The organism is Xenorhabdus stockiae (assembly GCF_002632825.1).
In the GTDB taxonomy this organism is placed as follows: Bacteria; Pseudomonadota; Gammaproteobacteria; order Enterobacterales; family Enterobacteriaceae; genus Xenorhabdus; species Xenorhabdus stockiae.
In genome coordinates, this window is the sequence record NZ_NJAJ01000045.1 from 1 (window position 1) to 24,814 (window position 24,814).

Annotated in this window: 18 protein-coding genes; 11 read left to right on the forward strand and 7 right to left on the reverse strand. The window is 42.0% G+C overall.

Going from position 1 to position 24,814, the window contains the following annotated elements:
- Positions 1–867 precede the first annotated feature (867 nt).
- Entirely contained in the window at positions 868–1,905 is a 1,038-nt protein-coding gene (gene dusA, locus Xsto_RS17715; protein ID WP_099125916.1) for a tRNA dihydrouridine(20/20a) synthase DusA, read from the forward strand.
- Positions 1,906–1,926: 21 nt separating this feature from the next.
- On the opposite strand, the gene Xsto_RS17720 is transcribed toward dusA, so the two are convergent.
- Positions 1,927–2,910 (reverse strand): quinone oxidoreductase, encoded by a 984-nt coding sequence (locus Xsto_RS17720; protein ID WP_099125902.1) that lies wholly within the window; start codon positions 2,908–2,910, stop codon positions 1,927–1,929.
- Positions 2,911–3,089: 179 nt separating this feature from the next.
- Here Xsto_RS17720 and dnaB point away from each other — a divergent pair, with 179 nt between their 5' ends.
- From dnaB to Xsto_RS17745, 5 genes are all read left to right on the forward strand, one after another.
- Entirely contained in the window at positions 3,090–4,499 is a 1,410-nt protein-coding gene (gene dnaB, locus Xsto_RS17725) for a replicative DNA helicase (RefSeq protein ID WP_099123525.1), read from the forward strand.
- 68 nt (positions 4,500–4,567) lie between these two features.
- Positions 4,568–5,647, forward strand: coding sequence for an alanine racemase (alr, locus tag Xsto_RS17730; protein ID WP_099125903.1), 1,080 nt, complete (start codon positions 4,568–4,570; stop codon positions 5,645–5,647).
- 66 nt (positions 5,648–5,713) lie between these two features.
- A complete protein-coding gene (locus tag Xsto_RS17735; protein ID WP_099125904.1) occupies positions 5,714–6,910 on the forward strand; it encodes an amino acid aminotransferase in 1,197 nt (398 codons plus the stop codon).
- A gap of 415 nt (positions 6,911–7,325) precedes the next feature.
- Positions 7,326–8,030, forward strand: coding sequence for an RNA ligase family protein (locus tag Xsto_RS17740; protein WP_099125905.1), 705 nt, complete (start codon positions 7,326–7,328; stop codon positions 8,028–8,030).
- Positions 8,030–9,157, forward strand: a complete 1,128-nt coding sequence (locus tag Xsto_RS17745; RefSeq protein ID WP_099125906.1) for an AAA family ATPase — start codon at positions 8,030–8,032, stop codon at positions 9,155–9,157. The genes Xsto_RS17740 and Xsto_RS17745 overlap by 1 nt, the downstream gene beginning before the upstream one ends.
- 86 nt (positions 9,158–9,243) lie before the next feature.
- On the opposite strand, the gene Xsto_RS17750 is transcribed toward Xsto_RS17745, so the two are convergent.
- From Xsto_RS17750 to uvrA, 3 genes are all read right to left on the reverse strand, one after another.
- Positions 9,244–9,798 carry a disulfide bond formation protein B gene (locus Xsto_RS17750; protein ID WP_422646212.1) on the reverse strand — a complete coding sequence of 185 codons (555 nt, stop codon included), beginning with the start codon at positions 9,796–9,798 and terminating at the stop codon, positions 9,244–9,246.
- A gap of 24 nt (positions 9,799–9,822) precedes the next feature.
- Complete coding sequence (locus Xsto_RS21640) at positions 9,823–9,981, reverse strand: DUF5993 family protein (RefSeq protein ID WP_169926676.1); 159 nt, start codon at positions 9,979–9,981, stop codon at positions 9,823–9,825.
- 248 nt (positions 9,982–10,229) lie between these two features.
- Positions 10,230–13,061 (reverse strand): excinuclease ABC subunit UvrA, encoded by a 2,832-nt coding sequence (uvrA, locus tag Xsto_RS17755; RefSeq protein ID WP_099125908.1) that lies wholly within the window; start codon positions 13,059–13,061, stop codon positions 10,230–10,232.
- A 449-nt stretch (positions 13,062–13,510) separates the two neighbouring features.
- Between uvrA and ssb1 the strand changes: the two genes are divergently transcribed.
- Positions 13,511–14,029: a single-stranded DNA-binding protein SSB1 gene (gene ssb1 / locus Xsto_RS17760; RefSeq protein ID WP_099125909.1), complete on the forward strand. Its 519-nt coding sequence runs from the start codon at positions 13,511–13,513 to the stop codon at positions 14,027–14,029.
- A gap of 138 nt (positions 14,030–14,167) precedes the next feature.
- Here the strand turns inward: ssb1 and Xsto_RS17765 are convergent, their stop codons facing one another.
- Positions 14,168–15,310 (reverse strand): DSD1 family PLP-dependent enzyme, encoded by a 1,143-nt coding sequence (locus Xsto_RS17765; RefSeq protein WP_099125910.1) that lies wholly within the window; start codon positions 15,308–15,310, stop codon positions 14,168–14,170.
- 297 nt (positions 15,311–15,607) lie between these two features.
- Here Xsto_RS17765 and Xsto_RS17770 point away from each other — a divergent pair, with 297 nt between their 5' ends.
- The 3 genes from Xsto_RS17770 to Xsto_RS17780 all read left to right on the forward strand — a co-directional run bounded on the left by Xsto_RS17770 (position 15,608) and on the right by Xsto_RS17780 (position 20,306).
- Entirely contained in the window at positions 15,608–16,810 is a 1,203-nt protein-coding gene (locus Xsto_RS17770; protein WP_141554532.1) for an L-tyrosine/L-tryptophan isonitrile synthase family protein, read from the forward strand.
- A 69-nt stretch (positions 16,811–16,879) separates the two neighbouring features.
- Positions 16,880–18,178 (forward strand): MFS transporter, encoded by a 1,299-nt coding sequence (locus Xsto_RS17775; protein ID WP_169926677.1) that lies wholly within the window; start codon positions 16,880–16,882, stop codon positions 18,176–18,178.
- A gap of 415 nt (positions 18,179–18,593) precedes the next feature.
- Positions 18,594–20,306: an ABC-F family ATP-binding cassette domain-containing protein gene (locus tag Xsto_RS17780; RefSeq protein ID WP_099125912.1), complete on the forward strand. Its 1,713-nt coding sequence runs from the start codon at positions 18,594–18,596 to the stop codon at positions 20,304–20,306.
- A gap of 94 nt (positions 20,307–20,400) precedes the next feature.
- Here Xsto_RS17780 and Xsto_RS17785 read toward each other — a convergent pair whose 3' ends face one another.
- Positions 20,401–22,146, reverse strand: a complete 1,746-nt coding sequence (locus Xsto_RS17785; RefSeq protein WP_099125913.1) for a beta-ketoacyl synthase — start codon at positions 22,144–22,146, stop codon at positions 20,401–20,403.
- A 219-nt stretch (positions 22,147–22,365) separates the two neighbouring features.
- On the opposite strand from Xsto_RS17785, the gene Xsto_RS17790 reads away from it, so the two are divergent.
- Entirely contained in the window at positions 22,366–23,346 is a 981-nt protein-coding gene (locus tag Xsto_RS17790; RefSeq protein WP_099125914.1) for a GlxA family transcriptional regulator, read from the forward strand.
- Positions 23,347–23,376: 30 nt separating this feature from the next.
- Here Xsto_RS17790 and Xsto_RS17795 read toward each other — a convergent pair whose 3' ends face one another.
- Positions 23,377–24,645, reverse strand: a complete 1,269-nt coding sequence (locus Xsto_RS17795; protein WP_099125915.1) for a YbiU family protein — start codon at positions 24,643–24,645, stop codon at positions 23,377–23,379.
- Positions 24,646–24,814 lie beyond the last annotated feature (169 nt).

A 24,814-nucleotide genomic window follows, 5' to 3' on the forward strand; every position in this document is an offset into this window, starting at 1 on the left:
GTCCTTCCTTTTTGTGTTTTTTTGGTTTTGCGATTAAAAAGTTCGCAAAAATAGGACTGAGTTTCTTTGATTCGCCTATCATTTTGAAAAGCTATTTAGATTGGTACTGATTTTTTCTCCTTTTCGTAAAAAAATTAGTGCGTACATACAATACAGATTCACTAGATTCACTAGATTCACTAGATTCACTAGATTCACTAGATTCACTAGATGCACTGAAAGTTATTTGCGCTGATTTTCATAATTTCCTGATTAATAAATAAATAAATTATCTATATGTGGTTAATTGGATAGCTTATAAAGTGCATGGGGAAATTGAGTGTAAATCAATTTCTTCGATGATTATTCTGTTATCCTAAATACTAGTTGGACTGCTTCAAATAGAGGAGTTTTTTTGGTAACCAAGATCACAGCACCAGTAATCATCCCTAGCAGAAATATCGGCGTTACTAAATATACATCATCAGGTACATCATATAGCCAGTTTGCAATAATCCAAATATGAAGTAATTATTTTGAAGTCACTCGCAGAGTTACTTATGCTACAGAGGAAATTCCTGAGGAATATATTGAATTGATAGAAAATAGAAGTAATTTAGCTTTACCTATGTTGTTATATTAATGTAAGTATTGGTAGTAATTTGAATACATATTTAAATGATTAATGATTCATTAAGATAAACATTAAATGCCAGAGAGCTTGATTACTGTTAGGCATGATTAATTATGAAATGAAGCCAACCTAAAATGGATAGGTAAAAACCTATATGCTATAGTAGGTCATCCTTGATACTCTTCTATCCGGACCCCAATATTCGTAGTGGGGTGCTGTATGATTCATTCTCAAATAGCCCAAAACAACCTGAAATGCACGAAAATAAACAAACTAAAAATACCTGTGAATTCACTGAAATACCAAGTGAAAGCGGAAAATTCAAACCTTCCCGCTTCTCCGTTGCGCCGATGCTGGATTGGACAGATCGTCATTGTCGATACTTCCATCGCCTGCTAAGTAAAGAAGCTTTGCTTTACACTGAAATGGTCACTACAGGTGCGATTATTCACGGTAAAGGAAATTATCTGGCTTATAACGAACAGGAGCACCCATTGGCATTGCAATTGGGCGGTAGTGAGCCTCAGGCATTGGCGCAGTGTGCCAAGATCGCACAGGAGCGTGGTTATGATGAAATCAATTTGAATGTTGGTTGTCCGTCTGATCGTGTACAAAATGGTCGTTTTGGTGCCTGTCTGATGGGGGACGCTACATTGGTTGCGGATTGCGTCAAAGCAATGCAGGATGTGGTGGATATCCCAGTAACAGTAAAAACTCGTATCGGTATTGATGAACAGGATAGTTACGCGTTTCTGTGCGATTTTATTGATATTGTTGTGCAAAACAGTGCCTGTGATAATTTTGTCATCCATGCGCGCAAGGCGTGGTTATCTGGTTTGAGTCCTAAAGAAAACCGCGAAATTCCACCGCTGGATTATCCTCGAGTCTATCAACTGAAAAAGGATTTTCCACAACTGACGCTTTCCATTAATGGTGGGATTAAGACCTTGGAAGAAGCGAAACAACATTTGCAATATGTTGATGGTGTGATGGTTGGGCGGGAAGCCTATCAGAATCCATCGATTCTGGCGCATGTGGATCGTGAATTATTTGACGAAAACGCTCAGGTAACGAATACGGTAGATGTGATTAAAGCTCTTTATCCCTATATAGAGCAGGAATTGTCAAACGGTACTTATTTAGGCCACATTACCCGCCATATTCTGGGCATTTTTCAGGGTATTCCCGGCGCGCGCCAATGGCGTCGTCATCTGAGCGAAAACGCACATAAACCTGGTTCGGATATTATGGTTGTTGAAAAAGCACTGGGAATGGTAACAGAGCGGATGTGATCCGCTCAGGTGTTTTAGAAATTACGGGATTAATAAGCTGGAACCGTGAGTTGCGCGGCTTTCAAGTATTTGGTGTGCCCTGACTGCCTCGATCAGTGGAAATTTTTGGTTTTCTGGCACATCGACTTTGATTTTTCCATTGGCAATGAAGTCAAATAATGTTTTGCTCGCTTCTGCTAACTCTTCCCGTGTAGTTATATAGCCGTTAATAGAAGGGCGGGTAAGGAATAGCGAACCTTTCTGGTTGAGAAGCCCGACATTTACACCCGTTACTGCCCCCGAAGCGTTTCCGAAACTGACCATCAACCCCCTTGGTGCCAGCGAATCAAGTGAATCCAGCCATGTAGCCTGACCGACGGAATCATAAACGACATCAACTTTTTGTCCGTTGGTAAGTTCCAAAACACGTTCCACAATATTTTCACGATTATAATTGATGGTCTGCCACGCGCCTGCGTTTTGAGCAAGGCGAGCTTTTTCATCTGAACCAACGGTGCCAATCAATTTTGCACCTAATGCTTTTGCCCACTGGCAGGCAATCAACCCAACCCCACCGGCTGCAGCATGGAACAGAAAAGTTTCACCTTCAAGAATCTTATATGTCTGATAGAAAAGGTAATAAACGGTCAACCCTTTCAAAAGGGAAGCGGCAGCCTGTTCAAATGAAATAGTATCAGGAAGGATAGTTAACTTGCTGGTAGGTACATTGTGTACTTCACTATATGCACCCAGACCAGATTGAGCATAAGCTACACGATCCCCGATTTTGATGTATGACACCTTCGAGCCAACTTTTGTGACAATTCCGGCAGCTTCAGTACCTAACCCACTGGGAAGGTTTGCTGTTGGGTAAAGCCCACTGCGAACATAAGTATCGATATAATTAATTCCGATGGCTTTATTTTCGACTTGGACTTCATCAGGCGCAGGGTCAACAGGGGAAAATTCACTATATTTGAGTACTTCTGGGCCGCCGGTGGCGGAAAATATGATGTGTTTTGCCATGGTTGCTCTCTTATCATTCTGGAAATATTGGGAACAGCCTCGCACGTTTGCAAAGAAATCGCTGCAAACAGCGTAAATGTATCTGAAATCATTGCAGACTATATATAATTACTCAAGGTTGTTTTCATGGCGTATACTGATGCGCTATTTCGTTCTTGTTTAGTGGATTGATGTACTACATGGCTGGAAGAAAACCAACTAACAACAGTATGGCTGAACCAAAAGATCGCCAAGTGGAAGGGCTGAAACTTCCACCACACTCTTTGGAAGCAGAGCAATCCGTGTTGGGCGGTTTGATGCTGGATAATGAACGTTGGGATAACGTATCCGAGCGTGTCACCAGCAATGATTTTTTCAGCCGCCCACATCGGCGCATTTTTTCTGAAATGCAGCGTTTGCTTGAAACAGGCAAACCTATTGACTTGATTACATTATCAGAATCTCTGGAGTTGAATGGGGAGCTGGATAATGTCGGTGGTTTTGGCTATTTGGCAGAATTGTCAAAAAATACGCCAAGTGCCGCAAATATTAATGCTTATGCAGATATTGTCCGTGAACGTGCTGTCGTTCGCGATATGATTGCGGTTGCTAATGAAATCGCCGATGCAGGATATGACCCACAAGGCCGAACCAGTGAAGAATTGTTGGATCTGGCTGAATCTCGTGTATTCCAGATAGCAGAAACCCGGGCAAGTAAAGATGAAGGCCCGAAAGGCATTGAACAAATCCTTGAAGAAACCGTTGAACGCATTGAGCAGCTTTATCAGCGCCCACATGATGGCGTAACGGGAGTTTCCACGGGCTATCAGGATCTGGATAAGAAAACGGCGGGTCTGCAAAAATCAGACCTGATCATCGTTGCTGCACGTCCTTCGATGGGTAAAACAACCTTTGCGATGAACTTGTGTGAAAACGCAGCGATGATGCAGGATAAACCGGTTTTGATTTTTAGTCTGGAGATGCCCGGTAATCAGATCATGATGCGTATGCTAGCGTCGCTTTCCCGTGTAGATCAGACGCGTATTCGAACGGGTCAGCTTGATGATGAGGACTGGGCCCGAATTTCCAGCACTATGGGTATTTTGCTGGAAAAACGCAATATGTATATTGATGATTCATCCGGCCTGACTCCTACTGAAGTACGCTCCCGAGCAAGAAGAGTTTTCCGTGAACATGGCGGGCTTAGCATGATTATGATTGACTACCTGCAATTAATGCGAGTGCCGTCCCTCTCCGATAACCGAACACTGGAAATTGCAGAAATATCCCGCTCCCTCAAAGCATTGGCGAAAGAATTACAGGTGCCGGTTGTAGCCCTTTCTCAGCTTAACCGTAGTCTGGAGCAGCGCGCTGATAAGCGTCCGGTCAACTCTGACCTGCGTGAATCAGGCTCTATCGAGCAGGATGCTGACTTAATCATGTTTATCTATCGTGACGAGGTGTATCACGATAACAGCGAACTGAAAGGTGTAGCGGAAATTATCCTTGGTAAGCAGCGTAACGGCCCAATCGGTACGGTAAGGCTGACATTCAACGGTCAATGGTCGCGATTTGATAACTATGCTGGGCCAAGCTATAGCGATGAATAACCCAGTTTAAAAATAAGCCTATTTATTCAAACTAATTGATTGGAAGAAAGTATAAAAAAGGGGAAAAAATGAAAGCGGCAACTGCTGTTATCGACCGCCGCGCTCTGCGACACAATCTGCAACAGGTTCGGGTGAAAGCTCCGGGCAGTAAAATCATTGCAGTTGTGAAAGCAAACGCCTATGGACATGGTTTATTGGAAACTGCGTATACGATGGAAAGCGCAGATTGTTTTGGTGTTGCACGAATAGGGGAAGCTCTGGCTTTGCGTAGTGGTGGGGTTATCAAACCCATTCTGCTACTGGAAGGTTTTTTGGGAGCATCTGACTTACCTATTTTGGTTGTCAATCATATTGAAACCGTCGTGCACAGTATCGAACAGCTGGAAGCTCTGGAACAAGCCGATTTACCTCACCCAATTAAAGTATGGATGAAATTGGATACGGGTATGCACCGTCTTGGCGTTCGTATTGATGAAGCAGAAGATTTTTACCAACGTTTGAGCTGTTGCCGTAATATTGAACAGCCTGTGAATATTATTAGCCATTTTAGTCAGGCAGATGAACCTCTGGTGGATACCACTTATCAGCAAATTGAGCAATTTAAGTTATTTGTTGCAGATAAAGCGGGTGAAAAATCCATTTCAGCATCCGGCGGAATTCTGTTGTGGCCACAGGCTCATCTGGACTGGGTTCGCCCCGGCATTATGATGTATGGCGCATCACCGATGGCGGATAAGACCGCGGATGATTTCAGCTTAATGCCTGCAATGACATTGAAATCCAGTTTAATCGCTGTACGTAAACACAAAGCAGGTGAAGCGGTAGGTTACGGCGGCACTTGGGTCAGTGAACGTGATACCTATTTAGGCGTTGTAGCTATCGGATATGGTGATGGTTATCCCCGTAGTGCATTATCGGGCACACCGGTATTTATTAATGGACGTAAAGTCTCCCTTGTGGGACGGGTATCCATGGATATGATCACGGTAGATTTAGGACCGGACTGTCAGGATAAAGTAGGTGATGATGTTATTCTCTGGGGGAAAGTCCTGCCAGTGGAAAAAGTCGCTGAATATACAGGGATTAGTGCCTATGAACTCATCACAAAATTAACTTCACGCGTTGCGATGGAATATCTGGACGAATAGTCGGGTTCAGTTATATTGTCTGTTACCGTGTCTTTAATATCATTTAGGTAATAGAGGTATAACATAGTGTTCCAGAATGTTGATGCTTACGCAGGTGATCCTATTCTTTCGTTATCGGAAGCGTTTAAAAAAGATCCCCGTCCAGAAAAGGTTAACTTGAGCATTGGGCTTTATTACGATGAGCAGGGTATAACTCCCCAATTGCAGGCTGTTGCAACCGCAGAAGAACAAATAAGTGCTCTGCCACAGTCTGCTTCTCTTTATCTTCCAATGGAAGGTTTAATGGCTTACCGGCTGGCAGTTCAGGAATTATTATTCGGTAAAGATCATTTAATGTTGCAGCAAAATCGTATTGCAACGATCCAGACAGTCGGCGGGTCAGGGGCACTGAAAGTCGGTGCTGACTTTTTACATCGTTATTTCCCTGATTCTGAAGTGTGGTGCAGTGACCCTACATGGGAAAACCATGCTTCAATATTCTCTGGGGCAGGGATAAAAGTAAATTATTACCCTTACTTTGATGATAAAACCAAAGGGGTAAAATTTGATGAAATGCTGGCAACGTTCCGGCAATTACCAGCAAAAAGTATTATCCTGATGCACCCTTGTTGTCATAACCCAACGGGTTCTGATCTGACTAATGACCAGTGGGATCAGGTCATTCAGGTAGTTAAAGAGCAAAAGTTAATCCCATTTCTTGATATTGCTTATCAGGGGTTTGCTGAAGGCATTGAAGAAGATGTTTATGCAATTAGGGGGATGGCGAGTGCTGAACTACCTTGCTTTGTCAGCAATTCATTCTCAAAAATATTTTCCTTATATGGCGAGCGCGTTGGCGGCTTATCGGTTATTTGCGACGATGAAGAAACGAAAGAATGTGTCTTGGGGCAGCTAAAAGCCTGCGTACGTCGTATCTATTCCAGTCCGCCTAATTTTGGCGGTCAGGTTGTGGCGAGAGTATTAGCTGATCCATTACTGAGGGAACAGTGGCTGAGAGAAGTTGAACAGATGCGTTTGCGTATTCGGGAAATGCGCACTGTGCTGGTATCTGCATTGAAAGAAGCATTACCGGAGAAAAATTTTGATCACTTGCTTAAACAGCGTGGGATGTTCAGTTATACCGGATTTAGCACTGAACAGGTTGTTCGTCTGCGTGAAGAATTTGCTGTTTATCTGATTGAATCCGGCCGGGTTTGTATGGCGGGTGTGAATCATCATAATGTACAACGTGTTGTTGAAGCATTTGTGGCGGTGAGTCGTTAAGCTATATCTAATAGGTATCGAGTTGCACTGTAGCTAATTAGAGAGGCAACTTTAAATACGATATGTATAGTCCCTTGTTCTGGTATTGAATAAGGGACTTTTCCTGATGTGATAGATATCACTAATTAAAATGATAATAATAGATTTTTATCTGTTATTTTATGATTATAAATTAATTATTGTGTTAATTTATAATCACTTTCTATATAGTAGCGGCATTGTGATATTTTTCACTCACTCCTATTTAATATATTTGAATATTATATCTGGTCTTTTAATTTAAAATATTCATCTGCCGGGAATAAAGAAAATGTAATGCTAACTCTTGAACTCTTTCAGTAAAGATTGAGATAAATATTAATCTGTAAAAGCGTAATTCGCTTTTATTGGGATAATTTAAAAGAACTAAAGCATTATGGATATGCAATCAAGAAAGTACGGTAGAACATTTCATTATCCGTTTTCTCCGGGTACAACCAGCGATGATCGTATTAATCATGACTGGTGGCAGGATATACACAATATTACTCATCTTATTCACACCGAAAAGTTAGATGGTGAAAATAACTGTTTGAATCAGCACGGTGTCTTTGCTCGTTCTCATGCTGCTCCAACGCAATCGGCATGGACACAACAAATCCGTCAGCGTTGGCAATTAATGAAGGGCGATCTCGGTAATATTGAGATTTTTGGCGAGAACCTGTATGCGATTCATTCTATTGAGTATCGGCATCTCGAAGAATATTTCTTTGTTTTTGCTGTGCGTATGAAAGATATGTGGCTGAGTTGGGAAGAAGTAAAGTTTTACGCTGATTTATTTGATTTTCCCACTATCCCGGAAATTGTTATTCCTGACACACGGAACGAATCTGCATTTATTGACAATATTATTCAAACAGCAAAACAAGACAGTTATTTCTCTTCATGGGATACAAAAACAAAACGGCCTTGCTCAATGGAAGGGATCGTCAGCCGTAATGCAGGTGAATATTCAGTTACTGATTTTTCACATAATGTTTTTAAATATGTACGTAAAAATCATGTGAAAACCGATATTCACTGGAAGCGACACTGGCAACGGGCACCTCTCTACTTTGAATATATGAATGGAGAGAGATAATGAACTGGTTATTCAGTGAAAATAAAACATGGCATTATTTATCTGACAAATTCTCTTTTATCGCAGATATGAGTGGCGTTCAGCAGGATCCTATTCACCATGCCGAAGGTGATGTTGCCACTCATACACAAATGGTATTGTCTGCGCTGGTGCAATTACCTGAGTATCAGGCACTGGAGAAAGAAGAGCAGGAAATTCTCTGGGCGTCGGCTTTATTGCATGATGTGGAAAAGCGAAGTACTATGCGGATAGATTTAGATGGGCGAATTATTTCCCCCGGCCATGCCCGTAAAGGTGAATTAACTGTCAGGCAGATTTTGTTCCAGCAAGTAGCGACACCATTTGCGATACGTGAACAAGTTGCTGCTTTGGTTCGTTTTCATGGCTTGCCATTATGGCTGATGGAGAAACCTGAGCCACAGAAAGCCCTACTGGCAGCGTCACTTCGTGTTGATACTTACCTATTAGCTTTGTTGGCAAAAGCGGATGTTTTAGGCCGAGAATGCCATGATGTGCAGGAGCTGCTGGAGCGTATAGAACTATTTGAACTTTATTGTCGTGAGCAGAATTGTTGGCGTAATGCACGGCAATTTCCTTCGTCAGAAGCCCGTTTTCATTATTTTTCTACAGAAAGTGAACAGCCGGATTACCAGCCTTACGATAATTATGGTAGTCAGGTCATTCTATTATGTGGATTGCCGGGCATGGGAAAGGATCATTTTATCAGACAATATTATCCAGACAGAGCTGTCATTAGTCTGGATGCAATTCGCCGTCAGCACCAAATAAGTCCAGAAGATAAAAATGCTACTGGTTGGGTTGTGCAACAGGCGAAAAAACAGGCCAGAGAAAAATTGCGTAACCAGCAGGACTTTATCTGGAATGCGACTAATCTAACAGTGCAAATACGTCAGCAGCTCATCAAGTTATTTGTCAGTTACAACGCGAGAGTTAAGATTGTTTATATCGAACAGGGGAATAAACAGTGGCGGCAGCAAAATAACCATCGCCAATATGTCGTACCGGATAAAGTGATGGACAGAATGCTTTCCAAGCTGGAAGTGCCTACTCCTGAAGAAGCACATGAAGTTTGTTATTTTATCAATGGATTATCAATATCGGGATAAGTTGTTGCTGAGTTCCCTTTGGTAGAATAGGAGAAGGCTAAGTGTATCAGCCTTCTTTTTTCTATAACGATAACAATGAAAAACAGTTATTTCTGTAATAACTGATAAAATGTTGGGTTATCATCACATTGCCCGCTACCGCATTCCAGAATGGTAGAAACCAGATTCGCGGCGATTAAAATAGCGAATAATCCCATAGCAAGTTTGCCGAGTATATGCGGTGAAGATTTTACCGGATCATGATTACCTGCTTTCAAAGGCATAATGACAGCAATAGCGATAATAGTAAGAATGGACATAACCGCTGCCCAAGTATAGAAGTGCAACCCAAGGAAAGTGGAACCATACCCTGTATCTCCCGGCAGGATATGCAAAGAAACCTGACGCATGGCAACAAAGCCAGTTACGATACAGCCTATTAGAGAGAAGCTGTAGTGAGCGTTTTTGACACCGAAATAAATATTAAATAGAAAGCCAAAGCCGATCATAATGATGCCTGCACGTTGTAACAGGCATAATGGGCAAGGAAGTTCAAAACGTGCCAGCTGATAATAAAAAGCGACAATTAAAATGACACAGATGCCAAACAAACCAAGAATATTCAAGGTAATAGCTGGATTTAGGTTGCGAGATGCTGACATAGAATTACTCATTACGGCCTCCGGTTAAAAAGAAAGATTCAGTGCATCAGTAGCATGATATTTAAACCAAAATACCGTGATGATTAATAAGGCAAACCAAAGTGCATAAGTGAGTTTTTTCTTGCCAGCTACGACAGTGATAATAATAACTAGCGCAATCAAAAATGGTAAAAACATATACATATTTAATCTCCATTATAAGTTCATAGAATATGTTATATCATTATGGAATAATTGCACATCTAATATGATTACTCATATCTGTTAAATGCAATGATGAAGTCAATGTAAGAATAGTTCACTGATATAATTAAGTTTATTTTTATTCTAAATACATAGATGAAGGTATATGAGGTGTTAGAAAATATTAACTTAAAAAAAACCTCCCACAGAAGAGAGGTTTTTTATTGATTGTCACCTTGAGTGTAACATTAATTATTATTAAGTATTCCTTTCAGGAAACGTGCAGTATGGGAGTTTTTACACTTCGCGACTTCTTCTGGCGTTCCTGCTACTAATATTTCACCACCACCGCTGCCGCCTTCCGGGCCAAGGTCGACAATCCAGTCCGAAGTTTTAATCACATCCAGATTATGTTCGATAACAACAATGGTATTTCCCTGATCCCGCAGTTGATGCAGGACAGCCAGTAACTGTTGAATATCGGCAAAATGTAACCCGGTTGTTGGTTCATCAAGAATATAGAGTGTCTGGCCTGTGCCCCGTTTGGATAGTTCGCGTGCTAATTTAACTCGCTGGGCTTCACCACCTGAAAGGGTAGTAGCGGATTGCCCAAGCCGAATATAGGAGAGACCGACATCTATCAGTGTTTGTAATTTGCGGGCAAGGGCTGGGACTGCATCGAAAAACTCGCGTGCTTCTTCGATAGTCATATTCAGCACTTCATTAATATTTTTGCCCTTGTATTTAATTTCCAGAGTTTCACGGTTATAGCGCTTCCCTTTACAATGATCACAGGGAACATAAATATCAGGCAGGAAATGCATTTCAACTTTAATGACCCCGTCACCCTGACAGGCCTCACAGCGCCCACCTTTGACATTGAAACTAAAACGCCCTGGAGTATAGCCGCGAGTACGGGATTCGGGCACACCGGCAAACAATTCTCTTACTGGGGTAAATACCCCGGTATAAGTGGCCGGGTTCGAGCGTGGTGTTCTACCGATAGGGCTTTGGTCAATATCAATGACTTTGTCGAAATGTTCCAGACCCTGAATATCCACATAAGGCGCTGGATTGATGTTGGTAGCACCGTTTAACTGGCGTTGCGCAATTGGGAATAACGTATCGTTGATCAATGTCGACTTACCGGAACCTGAAACCCCAGTAACACATGTGAACAAGCCAACAGGCAAGTTTAATGTCACTTTTTTCAGATTATTGCCTTTTGCGCCAATCAATTTCAGCATTTTGTCAGGATCAGCAACGATACGCTGTTCCGGGATGGCAATTTTACGCTCACCACTCAGGAATTTTCCTGTGAGAGATTCCTTACTTGCCATAATGTTATAGATAGAGCCTTCAGCAACAACCTCACCGCCATGTACACCCGCTCCCGGCCCGATATCAATAATATGATCGGCGGCACGGATGGCATCTTCATCATGCTCAACGACAATAACGGTATTACCCAGATTACGCAGGTGCAGCAACGTCTCCAGTAAGCGCTCATTATCACGCTGGTGGAGGCCAATCGAAGGTTCATCCAGCACATACATCACACCAACCAGACCGGCACCAATCTGGCTTGCCAGACGGATACGCTGAGCTTCACCACCGGAAAGAGTTTCAGCTGAGCGGGAAAGAGTCAGATAATTCAGGCCAACATTGACCAGAAATTTCAGGCGATCACCGATCTCCTTCAGCACTTTCTCGGCAATCTTTGCGCGCTGGCCACTTAATTTGATGTTCTGGAAAAACTCCATCGCATGGCCGATGCTGAAATCAGAGATCTGGGGCAAGGTCGTATTCTCAATAAAGACAAAACGCGCTTCTTTGCGTAGCCGGGTGCCTTCACACGAAATACAGGAGCGATTGCTGATATATTTGGCTAACTCTTCTCGTACAGCAGAAGATTCGGTTTCTTTATAGCGGCGCTCCATATTGTGCAGAACACCTTCAAACGGGTGCTTGCGGACAGTGATATCACCACGATCATTGGTATATCTGAACTCGATGGTTTCTTTGCCTGAGCCATATAAAACGGCCTTTTTAATGGAAGCACTTAATTCATCAAACGGCGTTTCTATATCAAATTTGTAATGGTCTGCCAGAGATTTCAGCATCTGAAAGTAATAAAAATTACGACGATCCCATCCACGGATTGCTCCACCGGCGAGGGAAATACCGCCATTTTGTACAACACGATCAGGATCGAAGAATTGCTGGACACCTAAACCATCACAAGTCGAACAGGCTCCGGCAGGGTTGTTGAAAGAAAACAGGCGTGGTTCCAGTTCGCTCATGCTGTAGCCACACATTGGGCAGGCGAAATTGGCGGAGAAAATAAGCTCTTCGGCCTTCTCATCATCCATATTGGCAACAGCCGCTGTACCGCCGGAAAGCTCTAATGCTGTCTCGAACGATTCAGCCAGACGCTGAACTAAATCAGGGCGTACTTTAAAACGGTCGATGACGACTTCAATCGTGTGTTTTTTCTGTAATTCCAGTTTGGGAGGATCGGAAAGGTCACACACTTCACCATCAATACGGGCACGGATATAACCTTGTGCTGCAAGATTATCCAACAGCTTAGAATGTTCCCCTTTACGCTCTTTAACCACAGGGGCAAGTAACATCAGGCGTTGCCCTTCCGGCAGCATCAGCACATTATCTACCATCTGACTGATTGTTTGTGCAGCCAGCGGAATATCATGTTCAGGACAGCGAGGCTCACCGACACGAGCAAACAGCAGGCGAAGATAATCGTGAATTTCGGTAATTGTGCCGACAGTTGAACGCGGGTTATGGGAAGTTGATTTCTGTTCAATGGAAATGGCAGGAGACAGGCCTTCAATGTGGTCGACATCCGGTTTTTCCATCAGTGATAAAAACTGGCGGGCATATGCAGAGAGAGACTCTACATAGCGACGCTGACCTTCCGCATACAGTGTATCGAAAGCCAGAGAAGACTTACCGGAGCCAGACAACCCTGTGATGACTATCAGCTTGTCACGGGGGATTACCAGATTGATATTCTTGAGATTATGGGTGCGGGCGCCCCGAACTTCGATGTTATCCATTTACCATTACCCAGATTATATTGATCGTGCTCAACAAATAAACGCGGTATTATTGCACAAACCCTGCTGAATGGATATACAGTATTTAACAGGATTTATGCGTAACTATTACAGTGTATATCAAGCAATTTCGATTGCTATATAGGCCGTTTTGAGGGGACAAGTAATGGTCAAAAAAATTCTCAATGGTATATACCCTTTTAATTTCAGTCAGATAAGAGATAGCAAAGGGATGAACAAAGGCATCGAATGTGACTGAGGGAAGTGAGCGCAACCAATCTAATTCAAGAAGTTGCTTGAAAGATAAGTGGAATAAAGTACGATGCGCTTCGCAAAGAATTAAGATAACGGGTTTTTATTTAAAGTTAAGCCTCGCATGATAAACTACGTTGCTTATAATTACAGAAGTCCGTTTTTAGCAAAAAATCATTTCATCAGGAGTATTCCCAATGGCCAGCAGAGGCGTAAACAAAGTTATTTTAGTGGGTAATTTGGGGCAGGATCCGGAAGTTCGCTATATGCCGAACGGCGGTGCGGTTGCCAACATTACTCTGGCCACGTCCGAGAGCTGGCGTGATAAGCAAACCGGTGAGATGAGAGAGAAGACCGAATGGCACCGTGTGGTCATGTTCGGCAAACTGGCAGAAGTAGCCGGTGAATATCTGCGTAAAGGTTCTCAGGTTTACATCGAAGGTGCGTTGCAGACCCGCAAATGGCAGGATCAAAGTGGTCAGGATCGTTACACCACTGAAGTCGTGGTTAACCCAATCGGCGGCACAATGCAGATGTTAGGTGGCCGTGGTGGCGCATCACAGGATGCTCCGGCACAAGGCGGCTGGGGTCAACCACAACAGCCACAGGCATCTCAGCAGTTCAGTGGTAGTGCGCAATCATCTCGTCCGGCACAGTCTCCGGCTCCGCAGAGCAATGAGCCACCAATGGATTTTGATGATGATATCCCGTTCTAAGGGATACCATAGAACACTTCTATAAAGAAGAGTATTTAACACCCCGTTTTTACGGGGTTTTTTATCGTAATTTAGAAAATATATTTATTTTTTGGATTGACTAGGGTTAGCTTTTTTCAAGTTCAGTTTGTATTAATATCACCATCCAGTAATACGATGCCATGTTTCCTGTTCCGACGAACCTTGCTTCAGAACCTGATATTGTAAGTGCATGGAGGCGGTTGCACAGGCATGGTTAGGCAGGATACGTAACCTCATACCTACAGGGAAATCTTCTGTTTTCATGCTTGATTCGGAAGGTAATACAATGATGCCATGTTCCTGATTCGTCATCGAGACACATAAATCAGGGTAAGGGTGTCCATCCAGATTGCAAACCTGCCCATAACCATAATCTATCGGGCCTTCAGCAGTACCGCGATCTCTGGACATTGCCATCCAGCCGGCATCAATCAGAATCCAGCCTTTTTCTTTATTGCGACCGATAATGGTTGTCACAACAGACATAGCAATATCATCTAACGTACAGACTCCCACGTTTTTCATGACCAAATCAAAAGTAGAAAAAACGCCAGCCCTTACTTCAGTAATACCAGTCAAATCTTCGACATAGTGTGCAGTTGGTGTAGAACCTACACTCAAAATCGGACAGGCAATACCCGCTTCTCTGATGCGTCTGGCGGCTTGCCTAACGGCATCGCATTCTGTCTTAGCTGCAGCCTTGAGTTGCTCCCCCGTCCGGCATGAGTAAGACCCTCCTGCATGAGTCAGCAGGCCTGTCAGAGTGGCACCATTGCCGTCAACCATCTTTGCCAGTTTAATGAGTTCATCACTATCCGGCTGGAGCCCGCCCCGATGGTCGTCACAGTCAATTTCAATAAATACGGAAAAGATCACATTATGGGCTTTTGCATATTCCGCTACCGCTAAGGCTTGTTCTGGCGTATCAAGCAGGATGTGAATATTGATCCCTTTATTAAGAAGATTTGCCACACGATCCAGCTTATGGGGTGCAATACCTACAGCGTACAAAATATTGGTGTAACCAGCTTTAACAAAACCTTCAGCTTCTGCCAGCGTGGAAACAGTAGCAGGAGATGAAGAGTCTTTCAGTAGATATTGTGCGGCTTCGGGAGAGCGTAGGGTTTTCAGGTGTGGGCGTATTTGACTGCCAAGAAGCCCAATACGGTTATAGAGCCGGTCAATATTGCGGATAAAACGTGATTCATCAATTAAAAGGAAAGGAGTTTCAAGTTTACTTAACCAAGTTGGATTTGACATAGCATATCCCCTTTTATAATTTTCAACTAATCAGGTAGAACATATTTTTATAATATTATAAGAAATAAAATCTTGCACAAATTATATTCACAAACTATCAGATAATGATATCGACTATTCTGGTTATTACTCGTTATTCTCTTTTATGTCAGTATGTGACTTCAATGTCAGTGATGATTTTAAGAAAAGAAAAAACTAAATAAAATATTTCATAAGTATTTCTAGATATATTAAATACTGAACCATTCAGAGTCTATACATTTTACGGGATGTTCCTATGTTATTTAGGAGGCAAGTTTGGAAAGTATATCTGTTAGTACAAACGGTTCAATCATCGAAAATTCAATTATGTTTGGTCAATTTGGCTGGCCTGAATATGAGCCTGATATGACACTTAATGGTAATTTCATTTCGCCAGAATTACGAGAGTTATTACTTAATAAGTGTTCCGTTTCAAAATCATTACCGACTGAACAATGGTGGAAAGAGAAACGAAAAAAAGATTTACCTTTACATATATTAGTCAGAGATTATCTCAATCATCCTTCTATTCAGTTTAATTCAAAAACTATTTTTTCATCCAGTACTGAAACGTTGGAAAAGATTAAAATCAGTATTAATGAAAATGGAAAAGTTGATATTCTTCTTCCTGTTTTCTGCGTTATAAGTAACTGGCAAAAAAGACATGATATAACGTCCATGACGATGGCGGAAGAGGTCTCTTTACTACATCTGGCGAAGATTTCCTCATATCTTGAAGAAAATACTGGAGTCAGCATACGTTTCAACATTCTTTCAGATGCTACATTTTATGCCGGGATTTTTGGTGATCCTATGGATGCGGCGGAAAAATATATTCAGGATCTGAAGGAGTTTACCCGAGTAAGAAAAATTGACGAAATAGTCAATGTTATTGATATATCCGATATCGTTGGGTTACTTCAGGATGATTATGATCGGGCTTTATCTGAACAAATAAAAATTTTCACATTGAATCCGTCTCTAGGAATTAGCCATGAAGAAGCCATTCGTTTTAATGCGAGTGTTGGAAGTACTGTGAATATTTCAGATCTCTCTTTAACATATAATCAAAAAAAATCGATATTTTGTGATTCCATTTTTCCTGATCAGGCTATAAAGCGTGAGATCATGAATAGAGTTCACTCAGCTTTTATTCATTACAGAGCTATGAAAGAATCAATGGCGAGTATTCAATGGGAAAAAATATTATTTCCTAATGCCATACGAGCTACTATTCACCATAAAACAATACCTGTAATCGGGGTAAGGATATATCCCGGTTATAAGAGTTACTCACCTTATCTTCCTTATCATGGTATTGCAGTTATTGAAAACAGAAATAATATTTTCAGAATGAAAATTGAACAAGAAATTCACCAGCATGATAAACGAGTAAGAATTGTTAATAGCAAAGGTGTGAGTGATTTTTATATAGATTCTGATATATTAGAGAATATATCAGACTTACTCTATGAATAGAGCCTTAGTAAAATTACAGTAATATTGTGATATTGCTATTTGATATATAAATATTGTTACCTTTAAGATTTGAGTAATAATTCAATATCGATTTATGTCCTTCATCTTAAGTTATGCACTGCTATAGCCGGAAAGATGAAGGGCATATCTGCTTGTATCTCCTATAGAGGCTCATCCATGCGTAATTTCAGCTTAATTATTTTGGGGAATATCGCATTAGAAAGTTCAATGCCATTACTTTTTGCCGTTGGCGGGCTGGCCGGTCTGTATCTTGCTCCGCTTTCTTGGTTGGCAACATTGCCGATTGCGGTACAAATGGCTGCTGGTACTGTCTGTTCCATTCCATTTTCAAACTTAATGGCGCGCTACAGCCGTAGAGCCGGATTTATTCTGTCTGGTATCACAATGATATTGGGTGGATTGATTTCAGCGATTGCTATTTATTTAGATAGTTTTATTCTTTTGCTCGGAGGGCATTTTTTGATTGGTATTTCTATGGTTGGTGTTAATTTCCTGCGGTATGCTGCTGCTGAAAGTGTTCCCAAAAACCGAGCTGCAACAGCAAGTTCTATATTGCTGGCTTCAGGAATAATTGGTGTCATTATTGGTAGCGAACTCTACGGACAAGGAAATAATCTGAGGTTTGAACTTCCATTTGTCGGAATATATTTGATTATCTCTGCTATTGGCGGGTGTGCCGCTTTGGCTTTTAGCCAACTTAATGGAGGGTTTAGGTATTCAATTTATCAAATAGATTCTGATGTTAGTAAAACATCAGGATTTGCGTTCATTATTTCCAATCCCTCTTTATTTTTTGGAATTGTGGCAATGGTGCTGGGCCATGCAATTATGATTATAGTGATGTCAGCTGCCTCAATTGCTTCTGCCGGCTATGGGTTGGGAAATTCAGAAACCGGTATGTTAATTGGTGCTCATCTTGTCGCAATGTTCGCTCCCGGTATGATCACCGGTATGCTGATATCAAAAATGGGAGCAAATCGCATTATTTTGTTAGGAGCGATCCTGAATCTGGCTGGGTTCCTGACAGGACTCATCAGTGAAACAAATATGATAATTCTTGGAGCTCCTCTCATTTTTGCTGGTTTAGGGTGGAACTTTATGTTTCTTGGGGGAACACATATCATCAACGGAATGTCTGATGGTATGGATAAAGTGCGTGTTCAAGGGGCAAGTGAAACTTTATTGGCCTTAGTATCAATGGTATTTGCGCTTGCATCTGGAGGGATCTACGAGTTACTTGGTTGGGTGGGGCTGATTTTTGTTGTGGCAATAATGACACTGCTGACTATAGCATTACTTTTTATTCATGCATATTTGATGCCGAATATCGTTGATAAATCTGTTTGATTTTTTATGCGGACATCGTTTTCTCACATTTATATTAAGCTGATGAGTTAATTTTGCTGAACATATGCGAACCAGAACGCATTTTTTATACTTTACGTCTGATTTATTTGCTTTTACTGGAAGAGTCTTTATATTCTTTGTTCACCGAATAACCAGAAGGTATCATTACTTTCCCTGATAAGAAAAGGAGGTTTCTGATGTTTGTGCAGCGTTTCTTTAACGCTCGCTTATTTGGCGACAGAAGCTTGCTCAAGAGTTTGTGGCATACGCTGCGATAATCTCAGTTTGAGCGAAAAATTTTGATTACTGCTCTAAAGCAGTAAATTGATAGTTCAGATTATCTTCACTCAAGCTCGAAGAATTATTGTCAGCACCTGACAACGGTGTTTTACACCCAAAATTCTTGAGTTTATCTATGAGTACTTATTTATTTGCACAATCACTTTCTATTGCTTTTTCTTCGTCTTCTTTATTTGAGGACGTGACATTTACACTGAATAAAGGTGACAAGATAGGGCTTATTGGCCATAACGGCTGTGGTAAAAGCACCCTGATGAAATTACTTAGCGGTAATCTGGAAGATTACGGCGGTCAGATGACGGTTGCGAATCAGTGTGTACTGGCCTATGTCGAACAGCATCTCCCTTTATCTCTGCATGATGCGACGTTGATCGAAGCCATTGCCGAAAAAATTAAGGTTGATGAAATTTGGCGGGCTGAACTTCTGTTATCTGAACTGGGTTTTTCCCAACAGGATTGGCAGACACCTATCGGGAATCTCAGTGGCGGCCAGCATATGCGTTTGTTGCTTGGGCGTGCGGTGATCCAACAACCTGATTTACTGTTACTGGATGAGCCGAGTAACCATCTGGATTTAACCTCCCTTTTATGGCTGGAATCTTTTCTGATTCAGTGGAAAGGATCGTTTGTTGTGGTGTCACATGACCAAACGTTGTTGGATAAGGTGACGAATACGACTTGGATAATGCGGGATAAAACCCTGCATCATTTTGGGATGGCTTGTTCGCAGGCAAGGCAGGCTCTGCTAGAGCGTGATCAGGCTGATCTACAACGTCATGCCAGCGAGCAAAAAGAGATAGATAGGCTGGAACAAAGTGCTGAACGGCTGGCGGTATGGGGAAAAGTTTATGACAACCCTGATCTTTCCCGTAAAGCGAAGACAATGCAAGCACGTAAGCAGCGCCTTGCTGAGCAGCAAACCAAACTGACACAGGGTACACCATGGAGGCTGACTCTACAGGGAGATTCATTACCGGCTAACCGGTTACTGAATATCGAACAAATGGCTGTCATGCCTTTAGGAACTGATGTTGTTCTGTTTAATGTGTTGTCAAAGCAGATTAAAAGTGGCGACAGAGTAGCTATTCTGGGTAATAACGGAAGTGGAAAATCTACTTTATTAAAAACCTTGCATCAGGAGTATCTGGAAAAAACATTGCAGAATGTGGATTACCATCCACAATGTCGGCTTGGTTACTACGATCAATCGCTGGAGCAGATTCAGGATGATGACACACTGAGCGATGCGCTACTTCGTTTTGCACCAACCATTGATGATCAGCGTAAACGGGCACTTATCAGTGCAGGTTTTGAATATAAACGACATCAACAGAAGGTCGCATCACTGAGTGGTGGTGAACGAGCCCGCTTATTATTCGTGGGGTTGACACTGGCACGTTATCACCTGTTGCTGCTTGATGAACCGACTAACCATCTTGATTTGGAAGGCAAAGAAGAACTCTTTGACACTCTGAAAGAGTACAAAGGTGGGGCCTTGATTGTCAGTCATGACAGAAGTCTTATCGAACAAAGCTGTAATCGTTTTTGGCTGATTAACGATGGTGAATTAGCCGAATATCACAATGTTGAAGAGATCTATACTTTGCTTGAACGCGGGAATAGTCCATTTAAACCTCAACAGCAGTGTATTGATCGTAAACAACAAAAAACAACAGCATCGGGTTGGAATGAAGAAGTTTTGTTGCAACGTCTGATTGAGCTGGAGCGGCTTTTGCAGGAAGATTTAAACAGAAAATCGAAACACCAAAAGCCAGCTTTACAGGAAAAGTGGCGGCAGGAGATTGAAGTTATAAACAGACAACTTTAATTGGCTGTATCTGACCGTCATTAATTTTGCTCTGATGGCGGTCAGATTATTTCAAACAAATTCTAAGCATCCAGAATACGTAATATCAAAACTATTACAGAAATTCGCTGAATTCATCGGCATTCGGTAGCTTTATAGTCTGTTTGAAACCCGCCAGTTTCACTTCCTGACGTGAGAGTTCGATATCTGAAGGCTGTAGCACTGAGTTACCGAAATTATAAATCACAGATTCTTCACCGCGGCAAATGGCCTGATCCTGCTGTTCACTAATTTCTTTCACTGGCTGATTAATATTGTGATAACTATTGATAGCTGCATTGCCATGCTTTTTCGCCAACATCTGCATTGTCTGTTGTGGGGATAAAACAACCGCACTGGCATTATTACCGCCAAAACCTTTTGAGTTAATAATTGTGGCACGCATATCATTGCCCTGTTCACCAGCAAACTTGTCCTGCATTAAGATATTCAGGTTGGAAGCGTGTACATCTTCAGCAATATGGTCGATTGTCTTAATACCGGGTATCCAGCCATATCGCCAAACCCCCAGTGTGTTAGCTAACTGATCACCGGCAGAAGCAGAGAAAGAGTGCCCGACATATGATTTAATAGCGGTAACATCCCAATGGCTGAGTCCAAAAACTTTCGCGACTTCATTGAGAATATGGCTTTCAGTCACTCTATTTTGGGGAGTTCCTGTACCATGTGCTTGAACGTAAGAGTGCTGTAATTTTCCGTCCAGAATGCTATTAGTCAGAGACGCTGCTTTCATCATCGTAATATAGTTACCCACTCCCGGAGAAGAGATGGATTTCTTATTCGCATCGGCATTTACGAAAACATCAGGTACAGAACCAAGGATATTGGCACCACATTGCAGAGCAAGTTCATCACTCATCAGTAGTACGAACTGTGATGCCTCAGAAAGTGTCAGTCCGACATTAGTTGAGAATGGGCGGCAGGCACGACGGTTGTTAACCGTATCGGTTCTATCCAGTTTACATAACTGATGGTCTTCTGCCATAGCACCCATAGCACTGAACCCTTCCAGAACTTCAGGAACAACAGGGGCTTCGGCACATCCAACTAAACAAATTTTGGCTTTCCCCTGCCTGATATCATTAACACCCTGTTTAAGGTTATACAGAAAACTGGCGCAGGCACCGATATTGGCAGATGTGCTTCCTATACTATTGATAATATAACTGTTAATAAAAGCGGCTGGCATATCGGGTAAGGAAAGCGGCAACATTTTGGAACTGGCACGCAACCCATTCAGCCGATTACCGATTAATCCTGATAGTGAAAACTGATCCACCTGACCTACAGCACAGCTGGCATAAACAGAGATTTGATCGGGGTCTACCAATGCGGATATTTCAGACCATGACATCCCGATTGAGTTAAGTAAGTCTGAGGCTCCATATACAGTAAGACGCAAGCCGCGTGGGTGGTGGTGGGCATGATATAAATCTCCCATTTCAAACCCTTCTGGTATTTGCCCGGCGCTGGATACAGAGAGTGAGGTATAAGCTGGCTGTAATAGCTGAACTGAGTGTTTATCAGAAGTAGTAATTATTTTATTAACTGGTACGTTATGTGGATCAAAAAGTGTTATTTTTCTAATGAGAGTGCCATTTTTCGCCTGTTCAATCTGGGAGGCTGTGACAGATCCAGTATCGCTAATAATCCCCATTCGATGGCATAAATCACTCCATGTGTCTTTCATTACTGTGTCATTAAGGCTGTCGTATACAATACGTTTATATCCGTGGAATCCAGAACTTCGTCCTGCCGCATTGATACCACCTAAACCAACAATTACAGGTAATTTACTCATTGTGAACTCCGAAAGGTTTTCTTTGCAGTTTAGCAATTGGTGTAAATTAATACTCTGATATATTGGTCATTAAAACTGAGAATATTGCCATTCGGCTTTATTGAAACTAAATATTAAATATTATATCCCCGTTATTTTTTAAGTTTTAGCTTTGTTGGCAGTATCCCGAAACTCCGTAAGGAATAGGTAAGAAGGGTACATGATGTCCGGAGACTGGGTATGAAAATAGCGTTTGTCTTATATGATAGAGCATTACAAAGCGGAATTACGTTTGCATCAGATATGCTGAATAGTGCCAGTAGCCTGAGAAGCCATACTGCGCAAAAAAAGCAGCCACTTTGTATGTCTGTTGTGGGAAGTGAGCAGAAAAAGCATCAACAGACACCGCAAATTATGTTACATACCCACCATACCTTTTCAGACCCCGTTGATTTTGATTTGGTTTTTTTGCCACCGATGTGGGGAAACCCATTTCCTGCAATGGGAAATAGAGAGGATATTTTTGCATGGTTACGCCGGCAAAAAGATAATAATGCAGTTATTGTTGCAACTGGCACAGGCGTATTCTGGCTGGCACAGGCGGGTTTACTGAACGGAAAAACAGCAACAACTCATTGGTCATTTTATGACAAGCTTATTTGTGGTTTCCCGGATGTTAAGGTTAATCGTAAAGCTGGCATTACTTATAATGATAATATTTATTGTGTCAGAAGTATTAATTCTCAAACGGAGTTGCTGGTTTACCTTATTTCGCAGTTCTTTGGTCTGAAAATTGCCAGAGTGATTGAGAAACACTTCATGCACGAAGTCTCTGACTTTCAGTCTGAGCCCTTCTTTCAGATGGGGGGGAATACACAATTTGATGAGATGGTATCAATAGCTCAGAGTTATATTCAGAAAAATATAACTTCATCAATCACCATTAAGGAAATTGCCAACTATGTTGGGGTTTCTGAGAGAACGCTGACACGTAATTTCATGGCGCAGATTGGCGTTTCTCCGCATAAATACATGCTTAATTACCGTTTATCGACGGCAAAACAGTTGTTGAAAGACAATAACCTGAATTTATTGAATGTGGCACAATTAGTCGGATTCAGGGATCCCCATTATTTCAGTAAAGTGTTTGAGAAACATTTTGAATTGACGCCTGTAGCTTACCGTAACTTGGTAAAAGCAAAGGCGTTCCGTGCCGACTAGCTGCAAGACTGCTTTAGGCATTACATTATCTCAAAATGCCTTATTTTTTAGGCCAAGCCCCTGTAGACCGATTGCATTGAGTTCTGCGGAAGTAAAACGGTTCTTCCAGTTTTTTTCATAATGCTCCGGAGCAAAATCTGCCGGAGATATACCTTCGTCAAGTGCTGTTGCGACATGATGAGCATAGGCCAGATTTTTATCACATAACGGCGCCGCGGGAATATACATCACATTTCCCCAGCCCTGTTGATTTTCGACAGGGGCGACGGAGTGAATCAGGTCACAATGCCACCAGACTGAGTCACCGGCCTGTAGTGCCGGAATATTGCATAATCCTCGAATGAGATGAGGATGCCATTGCTCTGAGATAGGAAGCGCTTTACCGGGAACCACATCACACAACTCATCTTCGGGAACATCATTCAGCAGTGGGCGCAACAGGATATAGGCTATTGCTTCGGGAACAGGGACAACATGCAAAAGCCCCTGACCGGGCAATATGTCAGACAATGCCGTCCAACCCTGAAATGTTCTGAAAACAGAGCATCTTGTTTTATGATCGAATTCATTTACATCGGGGCGATAGGCGGCATCCCAGGGATCATATTCTGCAAATCGGTTAGTAAAAATATTTTGGAATACGTTTTGATAAGCAGGCAGTAACCAGCGTTCTAAAGAGCCAGAATCGATATGAGCTCCCAGCCCTTTGGAATTAGTACCCGGAGGCTTGTGACGAATACGGTCAGGATAAATCATACTGACATTAGGATTAAACCAACTCACTCCGGTTGATTCAAATTTCCACAGATGATTCAGGAAAGATTGTGCCAGCGCCATTCTTTCACTTTGTCTGGCCTGCATCTGTGCCTGCGACCAGTAAATAGGATAAATTTCCGGACGGGATGTTTTAAGAGTGCCGAAGTAATTATCTTTTGGCCCTTGATAAAGACGATCAAATTCGTTGATATCAAGGTAATCAAGCATTGATTTATCCCACTCTATCGCCTGAGAGCGTGGAAAATTTTGCCTGATGACTAAACAGCCACGGCGCTTGATTTTCTGGATGGCTTCTTCTGATACTTTACCTTCAGCTAAATCATGCCAGTGTAGCTCAGGCCAGGCACTGCCGAGATTTTTTTCATCTTTTTTAGCTTCGGCCAACTCTTTTTCTATCTTGTCACATACCTGCAAAAATAACGCTTCCACATCCCCGATTTGCTTGCGCAGAATTGGTTTCATCTGGCGAATTTTTTCACGGTAATTATCAGGAACGCTGGTGGGATTTGAAAAGGTATTCATAGCAGCCTCCTTAGTATAAAAATCAATCTAACCTCGATCCATAATATAGCAATCAGGTTTTAGGGGCTGTGGGGCTGTGGATGTTTTGTGAGGGGAATTGGAACGGCATGATGATCTGGTATCCTTGTTTTCGCCAAAAAACCGTTACCTTGAGAACATCATGCCAAGA

Bases quoted from the DNA above. Each gene is read 5' to 3' on its own strand.
- Xsto_RS17745 (WP_099125906.1), top strand. From the start codon at position 8,030: ATGAACTGGTTATTCAGTGAAAATAAAACATGGCATTATTTATCTGAC.
- Xsto_RS17765 (WP_099125910.1), bottom strand. From the start codon at position 15,310: ATGTCAAATCCAACTTGGTTAAGTAAACTTGAAACTCCTTTCCTTTTA.
- Xsto_RS17740 (WP_099125905.1), top strand. From the start codon at position 7,326: ATGGATATGCAATCAAGAAAGTACGGTAGAACATTTCATTATCCGTTT.
- Xsto_RS17750 (WP_422646212.1), bottom strand. From the start codon at position 9,798: ATGTCAGCATCTCGCAACCTAAATCCAGCTATTACCTTGAATATTCTT.
- Xsto_RS17780 (WP_099125912.1), top strand. From the start codon at position 18,594: ATGAGTACTTATTTATTTGCACAATCACTTTCTATTGCTTTTTCTTCG.
- ssb1 (WP_099125909.1), top strand. From the start codon at position 13,511: ATGGCCAGCAGAGGCGTAAACAAAGTTATTTTAGTGGGTAATTTGGGG.
- Xsto_RS17785 (WP_099125913.1), bottom strand. From the start codon at position 22,146: ATGAGTAAATTACCTGTAATTGTTGGTTTAGGTGGTATCAATGCGGCA.
- uvrA (WP_099125908.1), bottom strand. From the start codon at position 13,061: ATGGATAACATCGAAGTTCGGGGCGCCCGCACCCATAATCTCAAGAAT.
- Xsto_RS17790 (WP_099125914.1), top strand. From the start codon at position 22,366: ATGAAAATAGCGTTTGTCTTATATGATAGAGCATTACAAAGCGGAATT.
- alr (WP_099125903.1), top strand. From the start codon at position 4,568: ATGAAAGCGGCAACTGCTGTTATCGACCGCCGCGCTCTGCGACACAAT.
- dusA (WP_099125916.1), top strand. From the start codon at position 868: ATGCACGAAAATAAACAAACTAAAAATACCTGTGAATTCACTGAAATA.
- dnaB (WP_099123525.1), top strand. From the start codon at position 3,090: ATGGCTGGAAGAAAACCAACTAACAACAGTATGGCTGAACCAAAAGAT.
- Xsto_RS17720 (WP_099125902.1), bottom strand. From the start codon at position 2,910: ATGGCAAAACACATCATATTTTCCGCCACCGGCGGCCCAGAAGTACTC.
- Xsto_RS17795 (WP_099125915.1), bottom strand. From the start codon at position 24,645: ATGAATACCTTTTCAAATCCCACCAGCGTTCCTGATAATTACCGTGAA.
- Xsto_RS21640 (WP_169926676.1), bottom strand. From the start codon at position 9,981: ATGTATATGTTTTTACCATTTTTGATTGCGCTAGTTATTATTATCACT.